Here is a 21,510-nt window from a genome sequence, read left to right on the forward strand (position 1 = left end):
ATGAATGCTGAAGACTCCTTGAAACTTGCTCGCCGGTTTATCGGGTTGCCTTTGGAGAAGCGCCAGATGTTCCTCGCGGCCTTGCACAAGGAGGGTGTGGATTTCGCCCGTTTTCCGATCCCCCAGGGGGTCGAGGCCGAGGACCGGCAGGCGCTGTCCTACGCTCAGCAACGCATGTGGTTTCTGTGGCAACTGGACCCGCACAGCGGTGCCTACAACTTGCCCGGTGCCGTGCGTCTGAAAGGTCGCCTCAACCCTGCGGCGCTGGATCAGGCGTTCGCAAGCCTGGTGGCGCGTCACGAAACCCTGCGCACGGTGTTCCAGCGTCAGGCTGACGAGCGCCTTGTGCAGGTGCCGGCCAGCACGGTGTTGCAAGTCGACAACGTCGACTTCAGCGCGCTACCGGCGCAGGAGCGCGAGCAGGCTGTGGCCCACGCCGCCCAGCAACAATCGTTGCTGCCGTTCGATCTGGCAGTCGACCCGTTGCTGCGGGTGCAGTTGCTCAAGCTGGCGGAGCAGGAACACGTGCTGCTGCTGACCTTGCACCACATCGTTTCCGACGGCTGGTCGATGAACGTGCTGATCGACGAGTTCATTCGCTGCTACGACGCCTTTGATGTCGGCCAGCAACCGCAACTGGCTGAGCTGCCGATCCAGTACAGCGACTACGCCCTGTGGCAACGTCGCTGGCTGGAGGCCGGCGAACAGGCTCGGCAATTGGAATACTGGCAGGCGCGGCTGGGCGACGAGCATCCCGTGCTGGAGTTGCCCATCGACCATCCGCGTCCGGCGATGCCGAGCTATCGCGGTACCCGCTACGAATTCGGCGTTGACGCCCGGTTGGCTGAACAACTGCGCGCCACCGCACAGAAGCACAACGTCACCCTGTTCATGCTGCTGCTCGGCGCGTTCAACGTGCTGCTGCACCGCTATACCGGGCAGACCGACATTCGCATCGGCGTGCCCATCGCCAACCGCAACCGCGGCGAAATCGAAGGTCTGATTGGTTTCTTCGTCAACACCCAGGTGCTGCGCACGCAACTGGACGGCCAGACCCGCGTGGCCGATCTGCTTGGCGCTATCAAGGAAACCGCCCTCGGCGCCCAGGCCCATCAGGACTTGCCGTTCGAGCGTCTGGTCGAGGCCTTGAAGCTGGAACGCAGCCTCAGCCACACTCCGCTGTTCCAGGTGATGTACAACCACCAGCCGCAAGTCGCGGACATTGCCACTGTCACCACCGCCTCGGGCCTGGAGCTGGGCGCCATCGAGTGGGAAGGGCGCACCACCCAGTTCGACCTCACCCTGGACACCTATGAAAAGGCCGGCACCCTCCACGCGGCGCTGACCTACGCGAATGACTTGTTCGACGCCTGTACCATCGAGCGTATGGCCCGACACTGGACTCGCCTGTTGCAGGGCATGGTCAGTGACAGCCAGCAACGCATCAGCGACTTGCCGCTGCTGGAAAGCGCCGAATACCAGCGCATCGTCCGTGACTGGAACCCTGCCAGCGATGGTTTTGCCGACAACCTGTGCATCCACGAACTGATCGCCCGGCAGGGGGCAGCAACTCCTGATGCACTGGCCGTGACCTTTGGCACATTGAACCTGAGCTACGCCGAACTCGACACCCAGGCCAACCGCCTGGCGCACAAGTTGATCGAGCTGGGCGTCGGCCCGGAAGTGCGGGTCGGCGTGGCCATGCAGCGTTCCGAACAACTGCTGGTGGCGCTGCTTGCGGTGCTCAAGGCCGGTGGCGCTTATGTGCCGCTGGACCCGGATTACCCGGCTGAGCGCGTGGCCTACATGCTTGAAGACAGCCGCGCTCGTGTGCTGATCAGCGAGTCGGCAGTGGCGCGGAACCTCGATGTGGCGAGCGACACTCAAGTGCTGTTGATGGACGACGCGCAAGAGTGGGCAAGCCGTCCGCACCATGCGCCGCTGAGCCGCGCCACGCCGGACAACCTCGCCTACGTGATCTACACCTCCGGTTCCACCGGCAAACCGAAAGGCGTGGCGATTGCCCATCGCAATGTGCTGGCGCTGATCGACTGGTCGCAATCGGTGTACAGCCGTGACGACGTCCAAGGTGTATTGGCGTCGACTTCGGTTTGCTTCGACCTGTCGGTGTGGGAGCTGTTCGTCACGCTGGCCAACGGCGGTTCGCTGGTCATTGCCCGTAACGCCCTGGAGTTGCCGCAATTGCCGGCACGGGATCAGGTGCGCCTGATCAACACCGTACCCTCGGCGATCAACGCCCTGCACGCGGCGGGGCAGATCCCGCCGAGCGTGCGCATCATCAACCTGGCGGGTGAGCCGCTGAAGCAGTCGCTGGTGGACGCGCTCTACGAGCAAGATACGGTCGAGCACGTCTACGACCTGTACGGCCCATCCGAAGACACCACTTATTCCACCTGGACCCGCCGCACCGCAGGTAGCATCGCCAACATCGGCCGCCCGCTGAAGCACACCGCCAGCTACCTGCTGGATGCCGACCTGCAACCGGTACCGCAAGGCGTCAGCGCCGAGCTGTACCTGGCAGGCGCCGGCATCACCCGTGGCTACCTCGGGCGCGCGGCGATGACCGCCGAGAAGTACGTGCCGAATCCGTTCGCTGGCAAGGGCGAGCGGATGTATCGCACCGGCGACCTCAGCCGTTACCACGCCGATGGCGTCATCGAGTACCGCGGGCGCATCGATCATCAGGTCAAGGTGCGCGGTTTCCGTATCGAACTCGGCGAAATCGAGGCGCGCCTGCTGCAACAGGCGGCCGTGCGCGAACTGGCGGTACTGGCCCAGGACAGCGGCCATGGCCAGCAACTGGTGGCCTACATAGTGCCCAGCGATACGGCCATTGTGGCGGGCGATGCCCACGCTCAGGTCGGCCTGCGTGAAACCCTCAAGGCCGCATTGCGCCAGTATCTGCCGGATTACATGGTCCCGGCGTACCTGCTGTTTCTCGACGCCTTGCCGTTGACCCCCAATGGCAAGCTCGACCGCAAGGCCCTGCCGGCAGTGGACGGCAGCCAGCAGCAGCGCGAACACGTCGCCCCCGGCAGCGCTCTGGAAAAAGCCCTCGCGGCAATCTGGCAAGACGTCCTGGCGGTTGACGCCATCGGCCTGGAAGACAACTTCTTCGAACTGGGTGGCGACTCCATCGTCTCGATGCAGGTGGTCAGCCGCGCCCGTCAGGCCGGCATCCTGTTGAGCCCCAAGGACCTGTTCCAGCATCAGACCCTGCGCAGCCTTGCGCAAGTGGCGCGCAGCGGCGAGCAGAACCTCATCGACCAAGGGCTGGCAACAGGCGCCGTGGCCCTGTCGCCGGTTCAGCATTGGTTCTTCGACCAAGCCATCCCCGAGCGTCAGCACTGGAACCAGTCGTTGTTGCTGATCCCTCGCGAGCGCCTCGACGGCGCAAGGCTGGATCAAGAGTTGCAGCGACTGCTCAAGCACCATGATGGTTTGCGTCTGCGTTATGAATTCGACGGCGCGCAATGGCAGCAGGCCTATGCCGGGCTGATGGCTGATTCGGTGTTGTGGCAGCGTCAGGCCGATTCGGCGCAGGCCTTGCTGGATCTGTGCGAAGAAGCCCAGCGCAGTCTCGACCTGCAACAGGGCCCGTTGCTGCGGGCGCTGTTGGTGGACCTGTACGACGGCAGCCAGCGCCTGCTGCTGGTGATCCATCACCTGGTGGTGGACGGTGTGTCGTGGCGGGTCCTGCTGGAAGACCTGCAACAGTGCTACCGACAGGGCGCGGCGTTGCCGGCCAAGACCAGCGCCTATCAGCACTGGGTCGCGCGCCTGCAAGCGCATCTGCCGGTGTTCCAGCACAGCCTCGATCACTGGCAGACGCAATTGCGCGACGCCTCGGGCGAGCTGCCGTGCGATCACGCCAATGGCGCCTTGGAAAACCGTTTCGAGCAGAAAGTCGAGATCCGCCTCGATGCCGCGCAAACCCGCAGGTTGTTACAGGATGCCCCGGCGGCCTACCGCACCCAGGTCAACGACCTCTTGCTGTCGGCGTTGGCGCGGGTGGTGTGCCGATGGACCGGGCAGGGCAGTACGTTGATTCAGCTCGAAGGTCATGGTCGCGAAGATCTGTTCGACGACATCGACCTGACCCGCACCGTCGGCTGGTTCACCAGCCTGTTCCCGGTCAACCTGACGCCGGGCGCCGAGGTCGGGGCTTCGATAAAGTCCATCAAGGAACAACTGCGCGCCGTGCCGGACAAGGGCCTGGGATATGGCGCATTGCGCTATCTGGCAGACCCAGCCATCGGCGCTGTGTTGGCGGCGCTGCCGACACCGCGCATCACCTTCAATTACCTGGGCCAGTTCGACCGCCAGTTCGACGAGGCGGCGTTGTTCGTGCCGTCGAGCGAAGGCCACGGCGCGGCGCAGGATCCGTCTGCACCGCTGGCCAACTGGCTGACGGTCGAAGGCCAGGTGTATGGCGGCGAATTGGCCATGAGCTGGGGTTTCAGCAGCGAGATGTTCGACCGTCGCACCATCGAGCAACTGGCCGGGCAGTACGCCACCGAACTCGAGGCGGTAATCGAGCATTGCTGCGCCCTCGAAAGCCCGCAGGCTACCCCGTCGGACTTCCCGCTGGCGCGCCTGACTCAGGCGCAGCTCGACGGATTGCCGGTTGCCGCCGGCCAGTTGGACGACCTGTACCCGCTGTCGCCGATGCAACAGGGCCTGTTGTTCCACACCCTGTACGAGCAGGCGGCGGGCGAGTACATCAATCAACTGCGGGTCGACGTTCAGGGCCTCGACCCCGAACGTTTCCGCGCCGCGTGGCAGGCGACCGTCGACGCCCAGGACATTCTGCGAACCGGTTTCGTGTGGCAGCTTGAGCAGCCGATCCAGATCGTGCACAAGCAGGTGAAATTGCCGTTCAGCGTGCTCGACTGGCGCGATCGCAGTGATCTGGCTGATGCATTGGCCGCTCTGGCAGATGTCGAGCGCCAGCAGGGCTTCGATCTCGGCCAGGCGCCGTTGCTGCGTCTGGTGCTGGTGCAAACGGCTGCGAATGACTGGCACCTGATCTACACCCATCACCATATCCTCATGGATGGCTGGAGCAATTCGCAACTGCTGGGGGAAGTGCTGCAACGTTATCGCGGCCACACCCCGCCGGCCGCTGCCGGGCGTTATGGCGACTACATCGGCTGGTTGCAACGCCAAAATGCACAAGCCAGCGAGGATTACTGGCGCGAACAACTGGCGCTGTTGCAGGAGCCGACGCGCCTGGCCCAGGTGGTGGCTGGGAGCGGCAGCCTGAGCGGTCATGGCGATCATTTCCTCAGCCTGACGCCTGCGCACACCCAATCGCTGGAAGCGTTTGCCCGCCAGCAAAAAGTCACCGTCAACACCCTGGTGCAAGCGGCGTGGCTGCTGTTGCTGCAACGCTACACCGGCCATGAATGCGTGGCGTTCGGCGCCACGGTCGCCGGTCGGCCGGCTGACATCCCCGGCATCGAGCAACAGGTCGGCCTGTTCATCAACACCTTGCCAGTGATCGGCATGCCGCGTCCGGACCAGACTGTGGCGGCCTGGCTGCAGGCGGTGCAGGCGCAAAACCTCAGCCTGCGCGAGTTCGAGCACACGCCGCTGGCGGACGTGCAGCGCTGGGCCGGGCAGAGCGGCGAAGCGCTGTTCGACAACATCCTGGTATTCGAGAACTACCCGATTGCCCAGGCGCTGCAACAGGGCGCCGAGCAGGGTGTGGTGTTTGGCGAAGTCGCCAACCTGGAACAGACCCACTACCCGCTGAGCATCGCCGTGACCCTGGGCCAGGCGCTGGCCCTGCAGTTGAGCTTCGACCGGGCACGGTTCCCGCTGGCGGCCATCGAGCGCATCGGCGGCCACTTGTTGCATTTGCTGGCGCAATTCAGCGAATCCGCCGAGCGTCGCCTGGGCGAAATCGCCCTGACCAACGCGGACGAACTGGCCGAGCAGCAAGCCGCCAACCACCCGCAACCGTACCCGGTCGACGTGGCGGTCCATCAACGCATCGCCGAATGGGCAGCGCAGCAACCTGAACGCACGGCGGTAATCTTCGCCGGTCGCCGCTTCAGCTTTGGTGAGATCGACCAGCGCGCCAACCGCCTGGCCCACGCGCTGATTGCCCGGGGTGTCGGCCCGGAAAGCCGGGTTGGCGTGGCCTTGCCGCGCAGCGAAGGGGTGATCATCGCGCTGCTGGCGGTGCTCAAGGCCGGGGGCGCCTATGTGCCGCTGGACACCCGTTACCCACGCGATCGCCTGGCCTACCTGATTGAGGATTCGGGCCTGGCCCTGTTGCTGACCGACTCTTCGGTGTCGGCGCAATTGCCGGTCAATGGCACAGTGTTGGAGCTGGACCGTCTTGTCCTCGACGACCAGCCAACCAGCGCGCCGCAAGTGACTCTCGACCCGCAGCACCTGGCTTACGTGATTTACACCTCAGGCTCTACAGGTAACCCGAAGGGCGTCAGCGTCGCCCACGGCCCGCTGGCCATGCACTGCCAGGCCATCGGCGAGCGCTACGAGATGCGCGACAGCGATTGCGAATTCCATTTCATGTCCTTCGCCTTCGACGGCGCCCATGAGCGCTGGCTGACCAGCCTGACCCATGGCGCGTCGCTGCTGATCCGCGACGACAGCCTGTGGACCCCGGAGCAAACCTGCAACGCCATGCGCGAACATGGTGTGACAGTGGTGGCATTCCCACCGGTGTACCTGCAACAACTGGCCGAGCATGCCGAGCGCGAAGGCCACCCGCCGAAAGTGCGTATCTACTGCTTCGGCGGCGACGCCGTGCCGGCTGCCAGTTTCGAGCGGGTCAAGCGTGCGCTCGACCCGGACTACATCATCAACGGCTACGGCCCGACCGAAACCGTGGTCACGCCACTGATCTGGAAAGCCGGACGCGAGGTGCCCTGCGGCGCCGCCTATGCGCCCATCGGCAGCCGCATCGGCGACCGCAGTGCCTACGTGCTCGACGCCGACCTGAACCTGTTGCCCCACGGCATGGCGGGCGAGCTGTACCTGGGCGGCACCGGGCTGGCCCGGGGTTACCTGAACCGTCCGGGCCTGACCGCCGAGCGCTTTGTTGCAGACCCGTTCAGCACCGTCGGCGGTTTGCTGTACCGCACCGGCGACCTGGTGCGCCAACGCATCGACGGCACCTTCGACTACCTGGACCGCATCGACAACCAGGTGAAAATTCGCGGCTTCCGCATTGAACTGGGGGAAGTCGAAGCCAGCCTGCAAGCCCTCGCCGGGGTGCGCGAAGCGGTGGTCGTGGCCCAGGAAGGCAGCGCCGGCAGCGGCAAGCGCCTGGTCGCCTACGTGGTGGTCGATGCGGTGAATGCCGCGCGCAGCGATTTTGCCGAACAGCTGCGCGAGCAGCTCAAGGCCACGTTGCCGGCGCACATGGTGCCGGCCTACGTGCTGGTGCTGGAACGCCTGCCGCTGACGCCCAATGGCAAGCTTGACCGCAAGAACCTGCCCAAGCCCGATGTCAGCCAATTGCAGCAAACCTACATGGCGCCGCAAAGCGCGCTGGAGCAGCAACTGGCCGCGATCTGGCAAGACGTGCTGAAGCTGGAGCGGGTGGGCCTGGGCGACAACTTCTTTGAACTGGGCGGGGACTCGATCGTCTCGATCCAGGTGGTCAGCCGCGCTCGTCATGCCGGGATTCGTTTTACTCCGAAAGACCTCTTCCAGCACCAGACCATCCAGGCCCTGGCCGTGGTGGCGCGGGTTGGCGAGGCGCCGCCACTGATTGAGCAAGGACCGGTCAGCGGTGAGCTGGCATTGCTGCCGGTGCAGCGATTGTTCTTCGAGCAGGCCATCCCGGAGCGCCAGCACTGGAACCAGGCGGTGATGCTCAAACCCACGCAACCGCTCGACACCCATCTGCTGGAGCAAGCACTCGGCGCGCTGGTGGATCATCACGACGGCCTGCGCCTGAGCTTCATCGAGCAGGCGGATGGCTGGCATGCCCATTACCAGGCGCCCGGCAGCCAGCATGATGCGCTGGTGTGGGCGGTCGACGTGGCCGATGTCAGCGAACTGGAAGTCGCTGCCAGCCGGGCACAACGCAGCTTGAATCTTCAGCAGGGTCCGCTCCTGCGGGCGCTGCTGGCAAACCTCGGCGACGGCAGCCAGCGACTGATGCTGGCGATCCATCACCTGGTGGTGGACGGCGTGTCGTGGCGGATTCTGTTTGACGACCTGCAAACGGCCTATGGCCAACTGGCCCAGGGCCGAGCGCTGCAACTGCCGACGAAAACCACCTCGGCCAGGGCCTGGGCGCAACAGTTGCAAACCTATGCCCGCAGCCCGTCGTTACAAGCCGAACTGGCCAACTGGCAACAGCGGCTTTCCGGTGCCGACGGCGCGCTGCCGCTGGACAACCCCGCAGGCAGCCTGCAAAACCGCCACGCCGTGACGGTGCGCACGCAACTGGACCGCGACCTCACCCGGCAACTGCTGCAAGACGCCCCTAAAGCCTATCGCACCCAGGTCAACGACCTGCTGCTGACCGCGCTGGCCCGCGTCATCGTGCGCTGGACCAGCGCCGACAGTGCGTTGATCCAGCTTGAAGGCCATGGTCGCGAAGAACTGTTCGACGGCGTCGACCTGACCCGCACCGTCGGCTGGTTCACCAGCCTGTACCCGGCGCGCCTGACCCCGGTGGCCGAGCTGGGTGATTGCCTGAAACAGATCAAGGAACAACTGCGCTCGATCCCTGACAAGGGCCTCGGTTTCGGCGCGCTGGCCCACCTGGGCGACGCCGCTGGGCAGCAAATCCTCGCCCAATTGCCAGTGCCACGCCTGACCTTCAACTACCTGGGCCAGTTCGACGGCAGTTTCAACGCCGAAGGTGGCGCGTTGTTCGTGCCGTCCGGCGAAGCGGCCGGGGACGAACTGGATGCTGCGGCGCCACTGGCCAACCAACTGGCGCTCAATGGTCAGGTTTACGGCGGTGAGCTGACCCTGGGCTGGACCTTCAGCCGCGAGATGTTCCATGAAGCGACCATTCAGCGCCTGGCCGACGACTACGCTCACGAACTGCACGCGTTGATCACCCATTGCTGCGCGGCCGGCCACGGCGGTGTCACGCCGTCGGACTTCCCGCTGGCCCGGCTCAGCCAGGCGCAACTGGATCGCCTGCCGCTGCCGGCGGCGCTGATCGAGGACGTGTACCCGCTGTCGCCGATGCAACAGGGCATGCTCTTCCACGCCGTTTACCAGGAAACCTCGAGCGACTACATCAACCAGATGCGCCTCGACGTCGAAGGCCTCGACCCCGAACGCTTCCATCAGGCCTGGCAGGCGGCGGTCGAAGCCCACGACATCCTGCGCACGCGTTTTGTCTGGCAGGGTGAGTTGCCGGCGCCGGTGCAAGTCGTCAGCAAACATGCGCCGATGCCTTACGGCTTGCACGACCTGCGAGCGCACCCACAGCCGGAACAGGCCCTGCGGGAACTGGCCGACCGCGAGCGCCAGCAACTGCACCTCGGTGATGCCAGCCTGCTGCGCCTGGTGATTGTGCGTCTTGATGAGCGGCGCCATCACCTGATCTACACCAACCACCACATCCTCATGGACGGCTGGAGCAATTCGCAGTTGCTCGGTGAAGTGCTGCAACGCTACAGCGGGCAGGTTGTCGCGGGCCAGACCGGGGGCTACCGAGATTACATTGCCTGGCTGCAACGCCAGGATGCTGCGGCCAGCGAAGCGTTCTGGGTGCCGGCCTTGCGCGAGCTGGAAGAACCGACGCGACTGGCTCAGACCCTTACGCCGCCAGCGCCCGGCGAGCACGGTTACGGCGATCATTTCCAGGTGCTGGACGCTGGGCTGACTGCACAATTGGGCGAATTCGCCCGGGCCTCGAAAGTCACGGTCAACACCCTGGTGCAGGGCGCGTGGCTGCTGCTGTTGCAGCGCTACACCGGCAAGGACACCGTGGCGTTCGGTGCCACGGTCGCCGGGCGTCCGGCGGAACTGCCGGGTGTGGAGCAGCAGATTGGCCTGTTCATCAACACCTTGCCGGTGATCGCCACGCCGCGTGCCGAGCATTCACTGGCCAGTTGGTTGCAGGTGTTGCAGGCGCACAACCTGGCGTTGCGCGAGTTCGAACACACGCCGTTGTTTGATATCCAGCGTTGGGCCGGGCAGGGCGGAGAAGCGCTGTTCGACACCTTGATGGTGTTCGAGAACTACCCGGTCTCCCAGGCGCTGGAGCAGGGTGCGCCACAAGGGTTGCGCTTCGGCCCGGTGGCGAGCCGCGAACAGACCAACTACCCGCTGACCTTGCTGGTGAGCCTGGACCACGAACTGCAACTGCATTTCAGCTACCAGCGCAACGCGTTCGCCGCGCCGGCCTTGGCGCAAATGGCCAGTCAGTTGCAACATCTGCTGAGCCAGATGACCAAGGGCGGCGAACGTTGCCTCGGCGAGTTAACGTTGCTCGATCCGGCACAGCAACAGCGCATCGTCGACGACTGGAACCTCACGGGCGAGGGCTTTGCCGACAACCTGTGCATCCACGAGTTGATCGCCCGGCAGGGGGCAGCAACTCCTGATGCACTGGCCGTGACCTTCGGCACATTGACCTTGAGCTACGCCGAACTCGACACCCAGGCCAACCGCTTGGCGCACAAGCTGATCGAGCTGGGTGTCGGCCCGGAAGTGCGGGTCGGCGTGGCCATGCAGCGTTCCGAACAACTGCTGGTGGCACTGCTCGCGGTGCTCAAGTCCGGTGGCGCCTACGTGCCGCTGGACCCGGATTACCCCGCCGAGCGTGTGGCCTACATGCTTGAAGACAGCCGCGCTCGTGTGCTGATCAGCGAGTCGGCGGTGGCGCAGAACCTCACCGTGGCCAGCGACACTCAAGTGCTGCTGATGGATGCCGCGCAGGGATGGGCGGGTTATCCACAGCACGCGCCGCTGAGCCGCGCCACGCCGGACAACCTCGCCTACGTGATCTACACCTCGGGCTCTACTGGTAAACCAAAAGGCGTAGCCATCGCCCATCGCAACGTGCTGGCGCTGATCGACTGGTCGCAATCGGTGTACAGCCGTGACGACATCCAAGGTGTATTGGCCTCAACCTCGGTGTGCTTCGATCTGTCGGTGTGGGAGCTGTTCGTCACCCTGGCCAACGGCGGTTCGCTGGTCATTGCCCGTAACGCCCTGGAGTTGCCGCAGTTGCCGGCGCGGGATCAGGTACGCCTGATCAACACCGTGCCGTCGGCGATCAACGCGCTGCACGCGGCGGGGCAGATTCCACCGAGCGTGCGCATCATCAACCTGGCGGGCGAGCCTTTGAAGCAGTCGCTGGTCGATGCGCTTTACCAACAGCCAACGGTCGAACACGTCTACGACCTCTACGGCCCGTCCGAAGACACCACTTATTCCACCTGGACCCGCCGCGCCGCCGGCGGCACGGCAAACATCGGCCGGCCGCTGAAGCACACCGCCAGCTACCTGCTGGATGCCAACCTGCAACCGGTGCCGCAGGGCGTCAGTGCCGAGCTGTACCTGGCCGGTGCCGGCATCACCCGTGGCTATCTGGGGCGCGCGGCGATGACCGCCGAGAAGTACGTGCCGAATCCGTTCGCTGGCAAGGGCGAGCGGATGTATCGCACCGGCGACCTCAGCCGTTACCACGCCGATGGCGTCATCGAGTACCGCGGGCGGATCGACCATCAGGTGAAGATCCGCGGTTTCCGCATCGAGCTGAGCGAAATCGAAACCCGCCTGCTGCAACAAGCGGGTGTCGATGAGGTGGCGGTGCTCGCCCAGGACGTCGCCGGGGGCCAGCAACTGGTCGCCTACGTGGTGGCCGGCTCACTGGCGCTCGACGATGCCGAGGCGCAACGCCAGCTGCGCGAGGAACTCAAGGCACGCCTCAAGAACAGCCTGCCCGAGTACATGGTGCCGGCCCACTGGTTGTTCCTTGCGCAATTGCCACTGACCCCCAACGGCAAGCTCGACCGCAAGGCCCTGCCGGCGGCCGATGCCAGCCACCTGCAAGCGAGCTTCGTGGCGCCGGTCAGCGAGCTGGAACAGCAGGTCGCGGCGATCTGGCAGCAAGTGCTGACCCTGGACCGCGTGGGCCGGAGTGACCACTTCTTCGAGCTCGGCGGGCATTCGCTGCTGGCGGTGAACGTGGTGTCGCGGCTGCAACTGGAACTGGGGCTGAAACTGACCCCGCAACTGATTTTTCAATACCCCGTACTGACAGATTTCGTCAGCCGTCTGGCCGCTGCCGGTGAGCAGGTCGACTCGTTGAAACTGAGCAAGCTGGACGCCCTGCTTGACGAAATGGAGGAAGCTTGATGGATACCAATGTCGCTTTGAAGATTGCGCGGCGCTTCATTACTTTGCCGCTCGACAAGCGCAGGGTGTATCTGCAAAAGATGCTTGAAGAAGGGGTGTCGCCGGCCAACCTGCCGATCCCGGAAACCCAGTCGCAGTTCGATCCGGTGCCACTTTCCTTCGCTCAGGAACGCCAGTGGTTCCTCTGGCAGATGGACGAAACCAGCGCCGCCTACAACATCCCCAGCGCCCTGCACTTGCACGGGGAGCTGGATGTGGCGGCACTGGAACGCAGCTTCAATGCCCTGATCGAGCGCCACCAGAGCCTGCGCACCACCTTCCGCCAGCAGGATGACCGTGCGGAGCAGGTGATCCACGCGCACATGGCGTTGACCGTCGATGTGCATGAACTGGATCTATCGCCGGCGGCATTACCCCGTGATGCGCAGGTCGAGGCCTTCGTCGCCACGCAAACCGCGCTGCCGTTCGACCTGATCAACGGCCCGCTGCTGCGCGTCAGCCTGTTGCATCTGGGCGCCGCTGAACACATGCTGACCCTGACCCAGCACCACATCGCCTCCGATGGCTGGTCGATGCGGGTCATGGTCGAAGAGCTGCTGCACCTCTACAACGCCTACCGTCAGGGTCAGGCACCGGCATTGCCGGCGCTGTCGATCCAATACGCCGACTACGGCATCTGGCAGCGGCACTGGATGGAAGCCGGTGAGCGCGAGCGTCAGTTGGCTTACTGGCAAACGCAGTTGGGCCATGAACACCCGGTGCTGGAGCTTCCCACGGATCATGCGCGCCCGGCGGTGCAGAGCCTGCGCGGTGCGCGGGTCGAACTGGCGCTACCGGCGACGCTGGCTGAGCAACTGCGCGCGGTCGCCAAGGCCCAGGACGTCACGCTGTTCATGCTGTTGCTGGCTTCGTTCCAGACCTTGCTGCACCGCTACAGCGGCCAGGCCGACATTCGCGTCGGCGTGCCGACCGCCAACCGCAACCGGGTCGAGACCGAGCGGCTGGTTGGCTTCTTCGTCAACACCCAGGTGCTGCGCAGCGAACTGGAGCCGCAGGCACGCTTCAGCACGCTGCTGGCCCAGGTCAAGCACACAGTGGTGGCGGCCCAGGCCCATCAGGATTTGCCTTTCGAGCAACTGGTCGAAGCGCTGCAACCGGAACGCAGCCTGAGCTACAGCCCGCTGTTCCAGGTCATGTACAACCACCAGGGCAGCACCGGCGGTAGTCAGGCCCGCGCCAACACCCAGGCGCTGACGATTGAACACCTGCGCCAGCCTGCGCATACCGCGCAGTTCGACCTGACCCTGGAAACCTTCGACGACGCCCAGGGCCTTGGCGCGCAGTTGACCTACGCTTCCGACCTGTTTGAGCGCGAGACCATCGAACGTCTCGCCCGCCATTGGCAAAATTTGTTGCGCAGCGTCGTCGCCGACCCGCAACAGAGGGTGGGCGAGTTGGCGCTGCTGGACAGCGAAGAACAACATCAGGTGCTGGTGGACTGGAACCACAGCGCCGCCGAGTATCCGCGCGACTGGTGCATCCATCAGTTGATCGAAGCCCAGGCCCAGCGAACGCCAGCGGCCACGGCGCTGGTGTTCGACGGGCAGGCGCTGGATTACGCGCAGCTCAACGGCCGGGCCAACCAACTGGCCCATCGCCTGATCGAGCTGGGTGTCGGTCCGGATCGACTGGTGGGCATCGCCATTGATCGCAGCCTTGAAATGCTCGTCGGCTTGCTGGCGATCCTCAAGGCCGGTGGCGCTTACGTGCCGCTCGATCCGCAGTATCCGCAGGACCGCCTGGCCCACATGATCGAGGACAGCGGCCTGCAATTGCTGCTGACCCAGGCGCATTTGCTGGACGCCTTGCCGATTCCACGTGAGGTGCAAACGCTGCTGCTCGACCCGCAGGGCCTGCACGCCAGCGGCTATAGCGAAGCGAATCCGCAGGTGCGCATCGACGGCGAAAACCTCGCCTATGCGATCTACACCTCCGGTTCCACCGGCAAGCCCAAGGGCGTGATGGTGCGCCATCAGGCGCTGGTGAATTTCGTCACCAGCATGGTCCGTGCGCCAGGGCTTACAGCCTGTGACCGCATGCTGTCGCTGACCACCTTCTCGTTCGATATTTTTGGCCTGGAAATCTACGGCCCGCTGCTCTGCGGGGCGAGCGTGGTGCTGGTGGACAAACAGACCGCCCAGGACCCGCAGGCGCTGCTGACTTTGATCGACGCGCAGCAGGTCAGCGTCGTGCAGGCCACGCCCTCGACTTGGCGCATGCTGCTGGATCACGAGCAGGCGCCAATCCTGCGCGGCTGCAAATTCTTCTGCGGCGGCGAAGCCCTGGCCGACGACCTGGCCCAGCGCATGCTGGGGCTGGCGGGGCAGGTGTGGAACCTCTATGGCCCGACCGAAACCACCATCTGGTCGGCGGCCTGGCAACTGACCGAAGACCAGCGCCGGCCATACCTCGGCCAGCCGATTGCCAACACCACGCTGTACATCCTCGGTGACGAACTGGCGCCGAACCCGGCGGGCGCCATCGGCGAACTGCTGATCGGCGGCGATGGCCTGGCCCGTGGTTACCACGACCGCCCGGCGCTGACCGCCGAGCGTTTCCTGCCCGATCCGTTCGGCCAGGGTTCGCGGCTGTACCGCACCGGCGACCTGGCGCGCTACCGCCACGACGGCGTGCTCGAATACATGGGGCGCATCGACCATCAGGTGAAGATTCGCGGCTTCCGCATCGAATTGGGGGAAATCGAAGCACGCCTGCTTGAGCAGCCCGACGTGCGCGAGGTGGTGGTATTGGCCCAAGAGGCGCTGGGCAGCCAGCAACTGGTGGCCTATGTGGTGGCCCCGCAATTGGACCTCGATGACCCCGAGGCGCAGCAACAACGGCGTGACCAACTCAAGTCTGCGCTGAAGGGATGCCTGCCGGAGTTCATGGTGCCCGCGTACCTGCTGTTCCTGGCGCACCTGCCGCTGACCCCGAACGGCAAACTCAACCGCAAGGCCCTGCCGGCCGCCGATGTCAACCAGTTGCAGGCGCAGTACCGGGCGCCGCGCAGTGAACGCGAGCAGCAGGTGGCCGCCATCTGGCAGGACGTGCTCAAGCTTGAGCGCGTGGGCCTGGACGACAACTTCTTCGAACTGGGCGGCCACTCGCTGCTGGTCACCCAGGTGGTGTCGCGGGTGCGTCGCCTGCTGGACATTCAGGTGCCGCTGCGCAGCCTGTTCGAGCACAGTGTACTGGCGGATTTCGTCCAGGCCCTGGACGCCGGGCAGGGCGACCAGCCAGCGGTGATCAGCCGTGTGTCGCGCGAGCAGCCGCTGCCGTTGTCGTTTGCCCAGGAACGCCAGTGGTTCCTGTGGAAACTCGACCCGCACAGCGCCGCCTACAACATTCCCACTGCGTTGCGCCTGCGCGGTGCACTGGACAAGCCCGCGCTGCGACGCAGCTTCGCAGACCTGGTGGAGCGTCATGAAAGCCTGCGCACCACCTTCGTCGAGGACGACGGGCGCACCGTGCAGGTGATCGAGTCGAGTGGCCACATCGATTTGCGTGAGGAGCGCCTCGCGCAGGGCGACGAGGCCAGCATCCGGGCCTTCGTCGAAGCTGAGACCCAGCGCCCGTTCAACCTGCTCGACGGTGAGCGGGTGCGCTGCGTGCTGTTGCAGGTCGGTGAGCAGGACCACGTGCTGATCCTGACCATGCACCACATCGTCTCCGACGCCTGGTCGTTGCAGGTGCTGATCGACGATCTGCTGGCGCTTTACTCGGCCCAGCCATTGCCGGCCTTGCCGGTGCAGTACGCCGACTACGCCGTGTGGCAACGCCAGTGGATGGCGGCCGGCGAGCGCGAGCGCCAGTTGGCGTACTGGACCGGGCAACTGGGCAGTGAACAACCGCTGCTGGAATTGCCGACTGATCATCCACGCCCGGCGCAACAGAGTTTTGCCGGCGCACGCCTGCAGGTGGGCATCGAGCCGGCCTTGGCCGCCGAGCTGAAAGCCCTGGCCCGCCGCGAAAACGTCACCCTGTTCATGCTGTTGCTGGCCTCGTTCCAGGCGTTGCTGCACCGCTACAGCGGCCAGGCCGACATCCGCGTCGGCGTGCCGATCGCCAACCGTAACCGCCTGGAAACCGAGCGCCTGATCGGCTTCTTCGTCAACACCCAGGTGCTGCGTGCCGAGTTCGATAGCTCGATGAGCGGCGCCCAGTTGCTGCAACAGGTCAGGCAGACGGCGATGGCCGCACAAATGCATCAGGACCTGCCGTTCGAGCAACTGGTGGATGCCTTGCAGGTGCAGCGCAACCTCAGCCACAGCCCGCTTTTCCAGGCGATGTTCAACCATCGCACTGAAGCCGAGTCGAACATGGCCGCCGCATTGCCGGGCCTTGAGCTGGACACCCTCAGATGGGAGCACCGCAACTCGCAGTTCGACCTGACCCTGGACACCAGCGACAACCCGCAAGGGCTGCACGCCTCGTTGACCTACGCCACCGACCTGTTCGAGGCCGCCACCATCGAACGCATGGGGCGCCACTGGGTGAACCTGCTGCGGGGCCTCGCGGCCGACGTGAACCGTCCGCTGGCGCAACTGGCCTTGCTCGATGACGACGAGCGCCAGCGCATGGTCGCCGACTGGAACGCCACGGCAACCGATTACCCGTTGCAGCGCCCGGTACACGCCCTGATCGAAGAGCAGGTGGCCAACGCGCCGGACGCCTGCGCGCTGGTATTCGGCGAGCAGCGCCTGAGCTACGCCGCGCTCAATGCACGGGCCAACCGGTTGGCGCAGGTGTTGATCGAGCAGGGCGTCGGCCCAGATGTGCTGGTGGGCATCGCCGTGGAGCGCTCGGTGGAAATGGTCGTCGGCCTGCTGGCGATCCTCAAGGCCGGCGGTGCCTACGTGCCGCTGGACCCGGAGTACCCGGCCGAACGCCTGGCCTACCTGTTCGAAGACAGCGGCATCGAACTGCTGCTGACGCAAAACCACCTGCTGGGGCACCTGCCGATTCCGCCGGGCCTGCGCAGCCTGGTGCTGGATCAGGACGACGACTGGCTGGGCGGGCGCAGCGACGCCAACCCGTGCCTGGCCCTGGACCCGGAAAACCTCGCTTATGTGATCTACACCTCCGGCTCCACCGGCAAACCCAAGGGTGCGGCCAACCGTCACTCGGCGCTGGTCAACCGCCTGTGCTGGATGCAGCAGGCCTATGGCCTGGACGCCAGCGACAAGGTCCTGCAAAAGACCCCGTTCAGTTTCGACGTGTCGGTCTGGGAGTTCTTCTGGCCGCTGCTGACCGGTGCCACCCTGGTAGTCGCCGCCCCCGGCGCGCATCGCGATCCGGCAAAACTGATCGAGCTGATCACCGCGCACGGCATCACCACGCTGCACTTCGTGCCTTCGATGTTGCAGGTGTTCGTGCAGGACCCGGCCGTGGCCACCTGCACCAGCCTGACGCGCATCGTGTGCAGCGGCGAGGCCCTGCAAGTGGACGCGCAGCAGCAGGTGTTCGCCAAGTTGCCCAACGCCTCGCTGTACAACCTCTATGGCCCGACCGAAGCGGCCATCGACGTGACCCACTGGACCTGTGTCGATGAAGGGCATGACGGGGTGCCGATCGGCCAGCCGATTGCCAACCTGTCCACCTACATCCTCGACGCTGAACTGGCGCCGTTGCCGGTGGGCGTGATTGGTGAGCTGTACCTGGGCGGCGAAGGCTTGGCGCGGGGTTATCACCGACGTCCGGCACTGACCGCCGAGCGTTTTGTCACCAGCCCGTTCGGCGCAGGCGCACGCCTGTACCGCACCGGCGACCTGGCCCGTTACCGCGCCGATGGCGTGATTGAATACGCCGGACGCATCGACCATCAGGTGAAAGTCCGTGGTCTGCGCATCGAGCTGGGCGAGATCGAAGCGCGCCTGGCCGAGCACGACGCCGTGCGGGAAACCGTGGTCATCGCCCAGGACGGCACAATGCTGGTGGCTTACGTGGTGCCCGTCGACACCGCGCTGCTGCACGCCGACGACGCCAGCCACCATGCCCTGGCGCAAGTGTTCAAGGCGCACCTGGGCCAAAGCCTGCCGGACTACATGGTGCCGCAGCATTGGCAGTGGCTGGAGAAAATGCCGGTCAGCCCCAACGGCAAACTGGAACGCAGGGCGCTGCCCAAGGCTGACATCCAGACCAGCAGCCACGCCTACAGCGCACCGACCACGGCGGTGGAACAGGTGCTGGTGCAGATCTGGCAAAGCGTGCTCGGGCGTGAGCAAATTGGCACCGGCGATAATTTCTTCGAGCTGGGCGGCGACTCGATCATCTCGATCCAGGTGGTCAGCCGCGCCCGTCAGGTCGGGATTCATTTCAACCCCAAGGATCTGTTCCTGCACCAGACCGTACAAAGTCTGGCCGCAGTGGCCACGGTGGGCGAAGGTGCGTTGAGCATCGAGCAAGGCCCCGTGACCGGCTCGACGCCGTTGTTGCCGTTCCAACAGTTGTTCTTCGAACGTGACCTGGCCGAGCCGCACCACTGGAACCAGTCGGTGATGCTCAAGACCGCCAAGCCGTTGCACGCCGACCACCTGCAACGGGCGTTGCAGGCGCTGGTGAGGCACCATGACGCCCTGCGCCTTTCGTTCAACCTGGAGAATGGCGCCGTGCTCGCCAGCCACCGCGATCTGGCCGAGCAGCCCCTGCTGTGGCAGGCCAATGTCGCGGATACCGAGGCCCTCGAACAGTTGGCCGAACAGGCCCAGCGCAGCCTCGACCTCGCCAACGGCCCGCTGCTACGTGCGGTGCTGGCGAACATGGCCGATGGCAGCCAGCGCTTGTTGCTGGTGATCCATCACCTGGTGGTCGATGGGGTGTCGTGGCGCATCCTTCTGGAAGATCTGCAACAGGCTTACGAACAGTTGCAGGCTGGCCAGGCGCTCAAGCTGCCGGCCAAGACCAGTTCCACCCAGGCCTGGGCGCGCCGCCTGCAAGCTCAGGCCGACAGCGCCGCGATGCAAGCGCAGCTCGGTTTCTGGACCGCGCAGTTGCACGGCGCGCCGGTGGACCTGCCGTGTGATCGACCTCACGGCGAATTGCACAACCGCCATGCGCTGCATGTCGAGACTCGACTCGACTCGCAACGGACCCGCCAACTTTTGCAGCAGGCGCCCGCCGCCTACCGCACGCAGATCAACGACCTGCTGCTGACGGCGCTGGCGCAGGTGATCGGCGACTGGACCGGTCAAGCCTCGACCCTGATCCAGCTCGAAGGCCACGGCCGCGAAGCGTTGTTCGACGACCTGGACCTCGGCCGCAGCGTCGGCTGGTTCACCAGCCTGTTCCCGGTTCGCCTCACCCCGGCCGCTGATACCGCTGCGTCGATCAAGGCGATCAAGGAGCAACTGCGCGCCATTCCCGACAGGGGTTTGGGGTTTGGCGCGTTGCGCTACCTGGGCAACGAGCAGGCACGGCAGACCCTCAAGGCATTGCCCGTGCCGCGCATAACCTTCAACTACCTGGGCCAGTTCGACGCCGGTTTCACCGACGACGCACTGTTCACCCCGGCCAGCGAATCGGCGGGCGCCCACCAGAGCCCGCAAGCGGCGCTGGATAACTGGCTGACCCTCAATGGCCGGGTGTATGGCGGCGAGCTGAGCATCGCCTGGACCTTCAGCGGGCAGATGTTCGACGCAGTGACCATCGAGCGCCTGGCCCAAGCCTATGGTCGCGAGCTGGAGCGCCTGATCGAACACTGCTGCCAGCCGTTGCACCAGGGCCTGACGCCGTCCGACTTCCCACTGGCCGCGCTGAACCAGGCACAACTCGACACCCTGGCGGTCACACCGCGCCAAGTCGAAGACATCTACCCGCTGTCGCCGATGCAACAGGGCATGCTGTTCCACACCCTCTACGAGCAACAGGCCGGCGACTACATCAATCAACTGTGCGTGGCAGTGGACGGCTTGCAGGTCGAGCGTTTCCGCGAGGCCTGGCAGGCGGCGATGGACGCCCACGATGTGCTGCGCAGCAGTTTTGTCTGGGACGGAGAGGTGCAGCGTCCGTTGCAAGTGATCCACAAGGATCTGCCGGTGCCGTTCAGCGTGCTGGACTGGCGCGAGCGCAGCGATCTGCCCGCCGCCCTTGAACAGTTGGCGAGCGAACAGCGTCAGCAGGGTTTCGATCTGCAAGCGGCGCCGTTGCTGCGCCTGGTGCTGGTGCAGCTCGCTGCCGAGCGTTATCAACTGATCTACACCAGCCACCACATCCTGATGGACGGCTGGAGCAATTCGCAGTTGTTGGGCGACGTGTTGCAGCGTTACCACGGCCAGGTCCCCGTTCTGGGCAGCGGGCGTTATCGCGATTACATCCAATGGCTGGCGCTCCAGGACGGCAAGGTCAGCGAAGATTTCTGGAAGGCGCAACTGACCCGCTTCGAAGAGCCGACCTGTCTGGCCAAGGCACTTATCCACAATGACAGCGAGCCAGCGGAACAGGGCGAGTACGTCCTCGAACTCGACCGCCAGCGCACCGCCGACCTTCAACAGTTTGCGCGCCGCCACAAAGTCACCGCCAACACCCTGGTGCAAGCCGCCTGGCTGCTGCTGTTGCAGCGTTGCACCGGCCAGGACACGGTGTGCTTCGGCGCCACGGTGTCCGGGCGTCCGGCACAACTGGCTGGCGTCGAGCAACAGATCGGCCTGTTCATCAACACCTTGCCGGTCATCGCCAGCCCCCGTGCCGAGCAAGCCTTGGCGCAATGGTTGCAACAGGTGCAGGCGCAGAACCTGTCGTTGCGCGAGCAGGAACATACGCCGCTGTTCGACATCCAGCGCTGGGCCGGGCAGGGCGGTGAAGCGCTGTTCGACAACATCCTGGTGTTCGAGAACTACCCAATTGCCGGGGCCCTGCAACAGGGCGGCTCGCCAGCGCTGCGCTTCGGCGAGGTGGCGAACTTCGAACAGACCAACTACCCGCTGACCCTGTCGGTGATGCTCGGCGAGCAGTTGTCCTTGCAGTTCAGCTACAACCGCCAGCAGTTCGACGGCGGCGGCATCGCGCAACTGGCGGCGTGTTTCGGCGAGTTGTTGCAGCAGATGGTGCAGGCGCCCGACGAGCGTTGTCTGGGTGAGTTCACCCTGACGCCTGGGGTATTGCGCGAGCCTCTTG

The 21,510-nt window shown here is 65.0% G+C and carries 2 protein-coding genes (1 of these 2 running past the window's edge); both read left to right on the forward strand.

What is annotated here, in order from left to right; all coding sequences use genetic code 11:
- Positions 1–12,339 (forward strand): non-ribosomal peptide synthetase, encoded by a 12,339-nt coding sequence (locus tag AB4O36_RS05385; protein WP_460141185.1) that lies wholly within the window; start codon positions 1–3, stop codon positions 12,337–12,339.
- Positions 12,339–21,510: the 5' portion of a non-ribosomal peptide synthase/polyketide synthase gene (locus AB4O36_RS05390; RefSeq protein ID WP_460141186.1), read on the forward strand. It continues 4,280 nt past the right edge of the window; only the first 9,172 of its 13,452 coding nucleotides appear in the window; it begins with the start codon at positions 12,339–12,341; its stop codon lies beyond the right edge, outside the window. The genes AB4O36_RS05385 and AB4O36_RS05390 overlap by 1 nt, the downstream gene beginning before the upstream one ends.

This window comes from Pseudomonas sp. S2_E01 (assembly GCF_054668365.1).

Bases quoted from the DNA above. Each gene is read 5' to 3' on its own strand.
- AB4O36_RS05385 (WP_460141185.1), top strand. From the start codon at position 1: ATGAATGCTGAAGACTCCTTGAAACTTGCTCGCCGGTTTATCGGGTTG.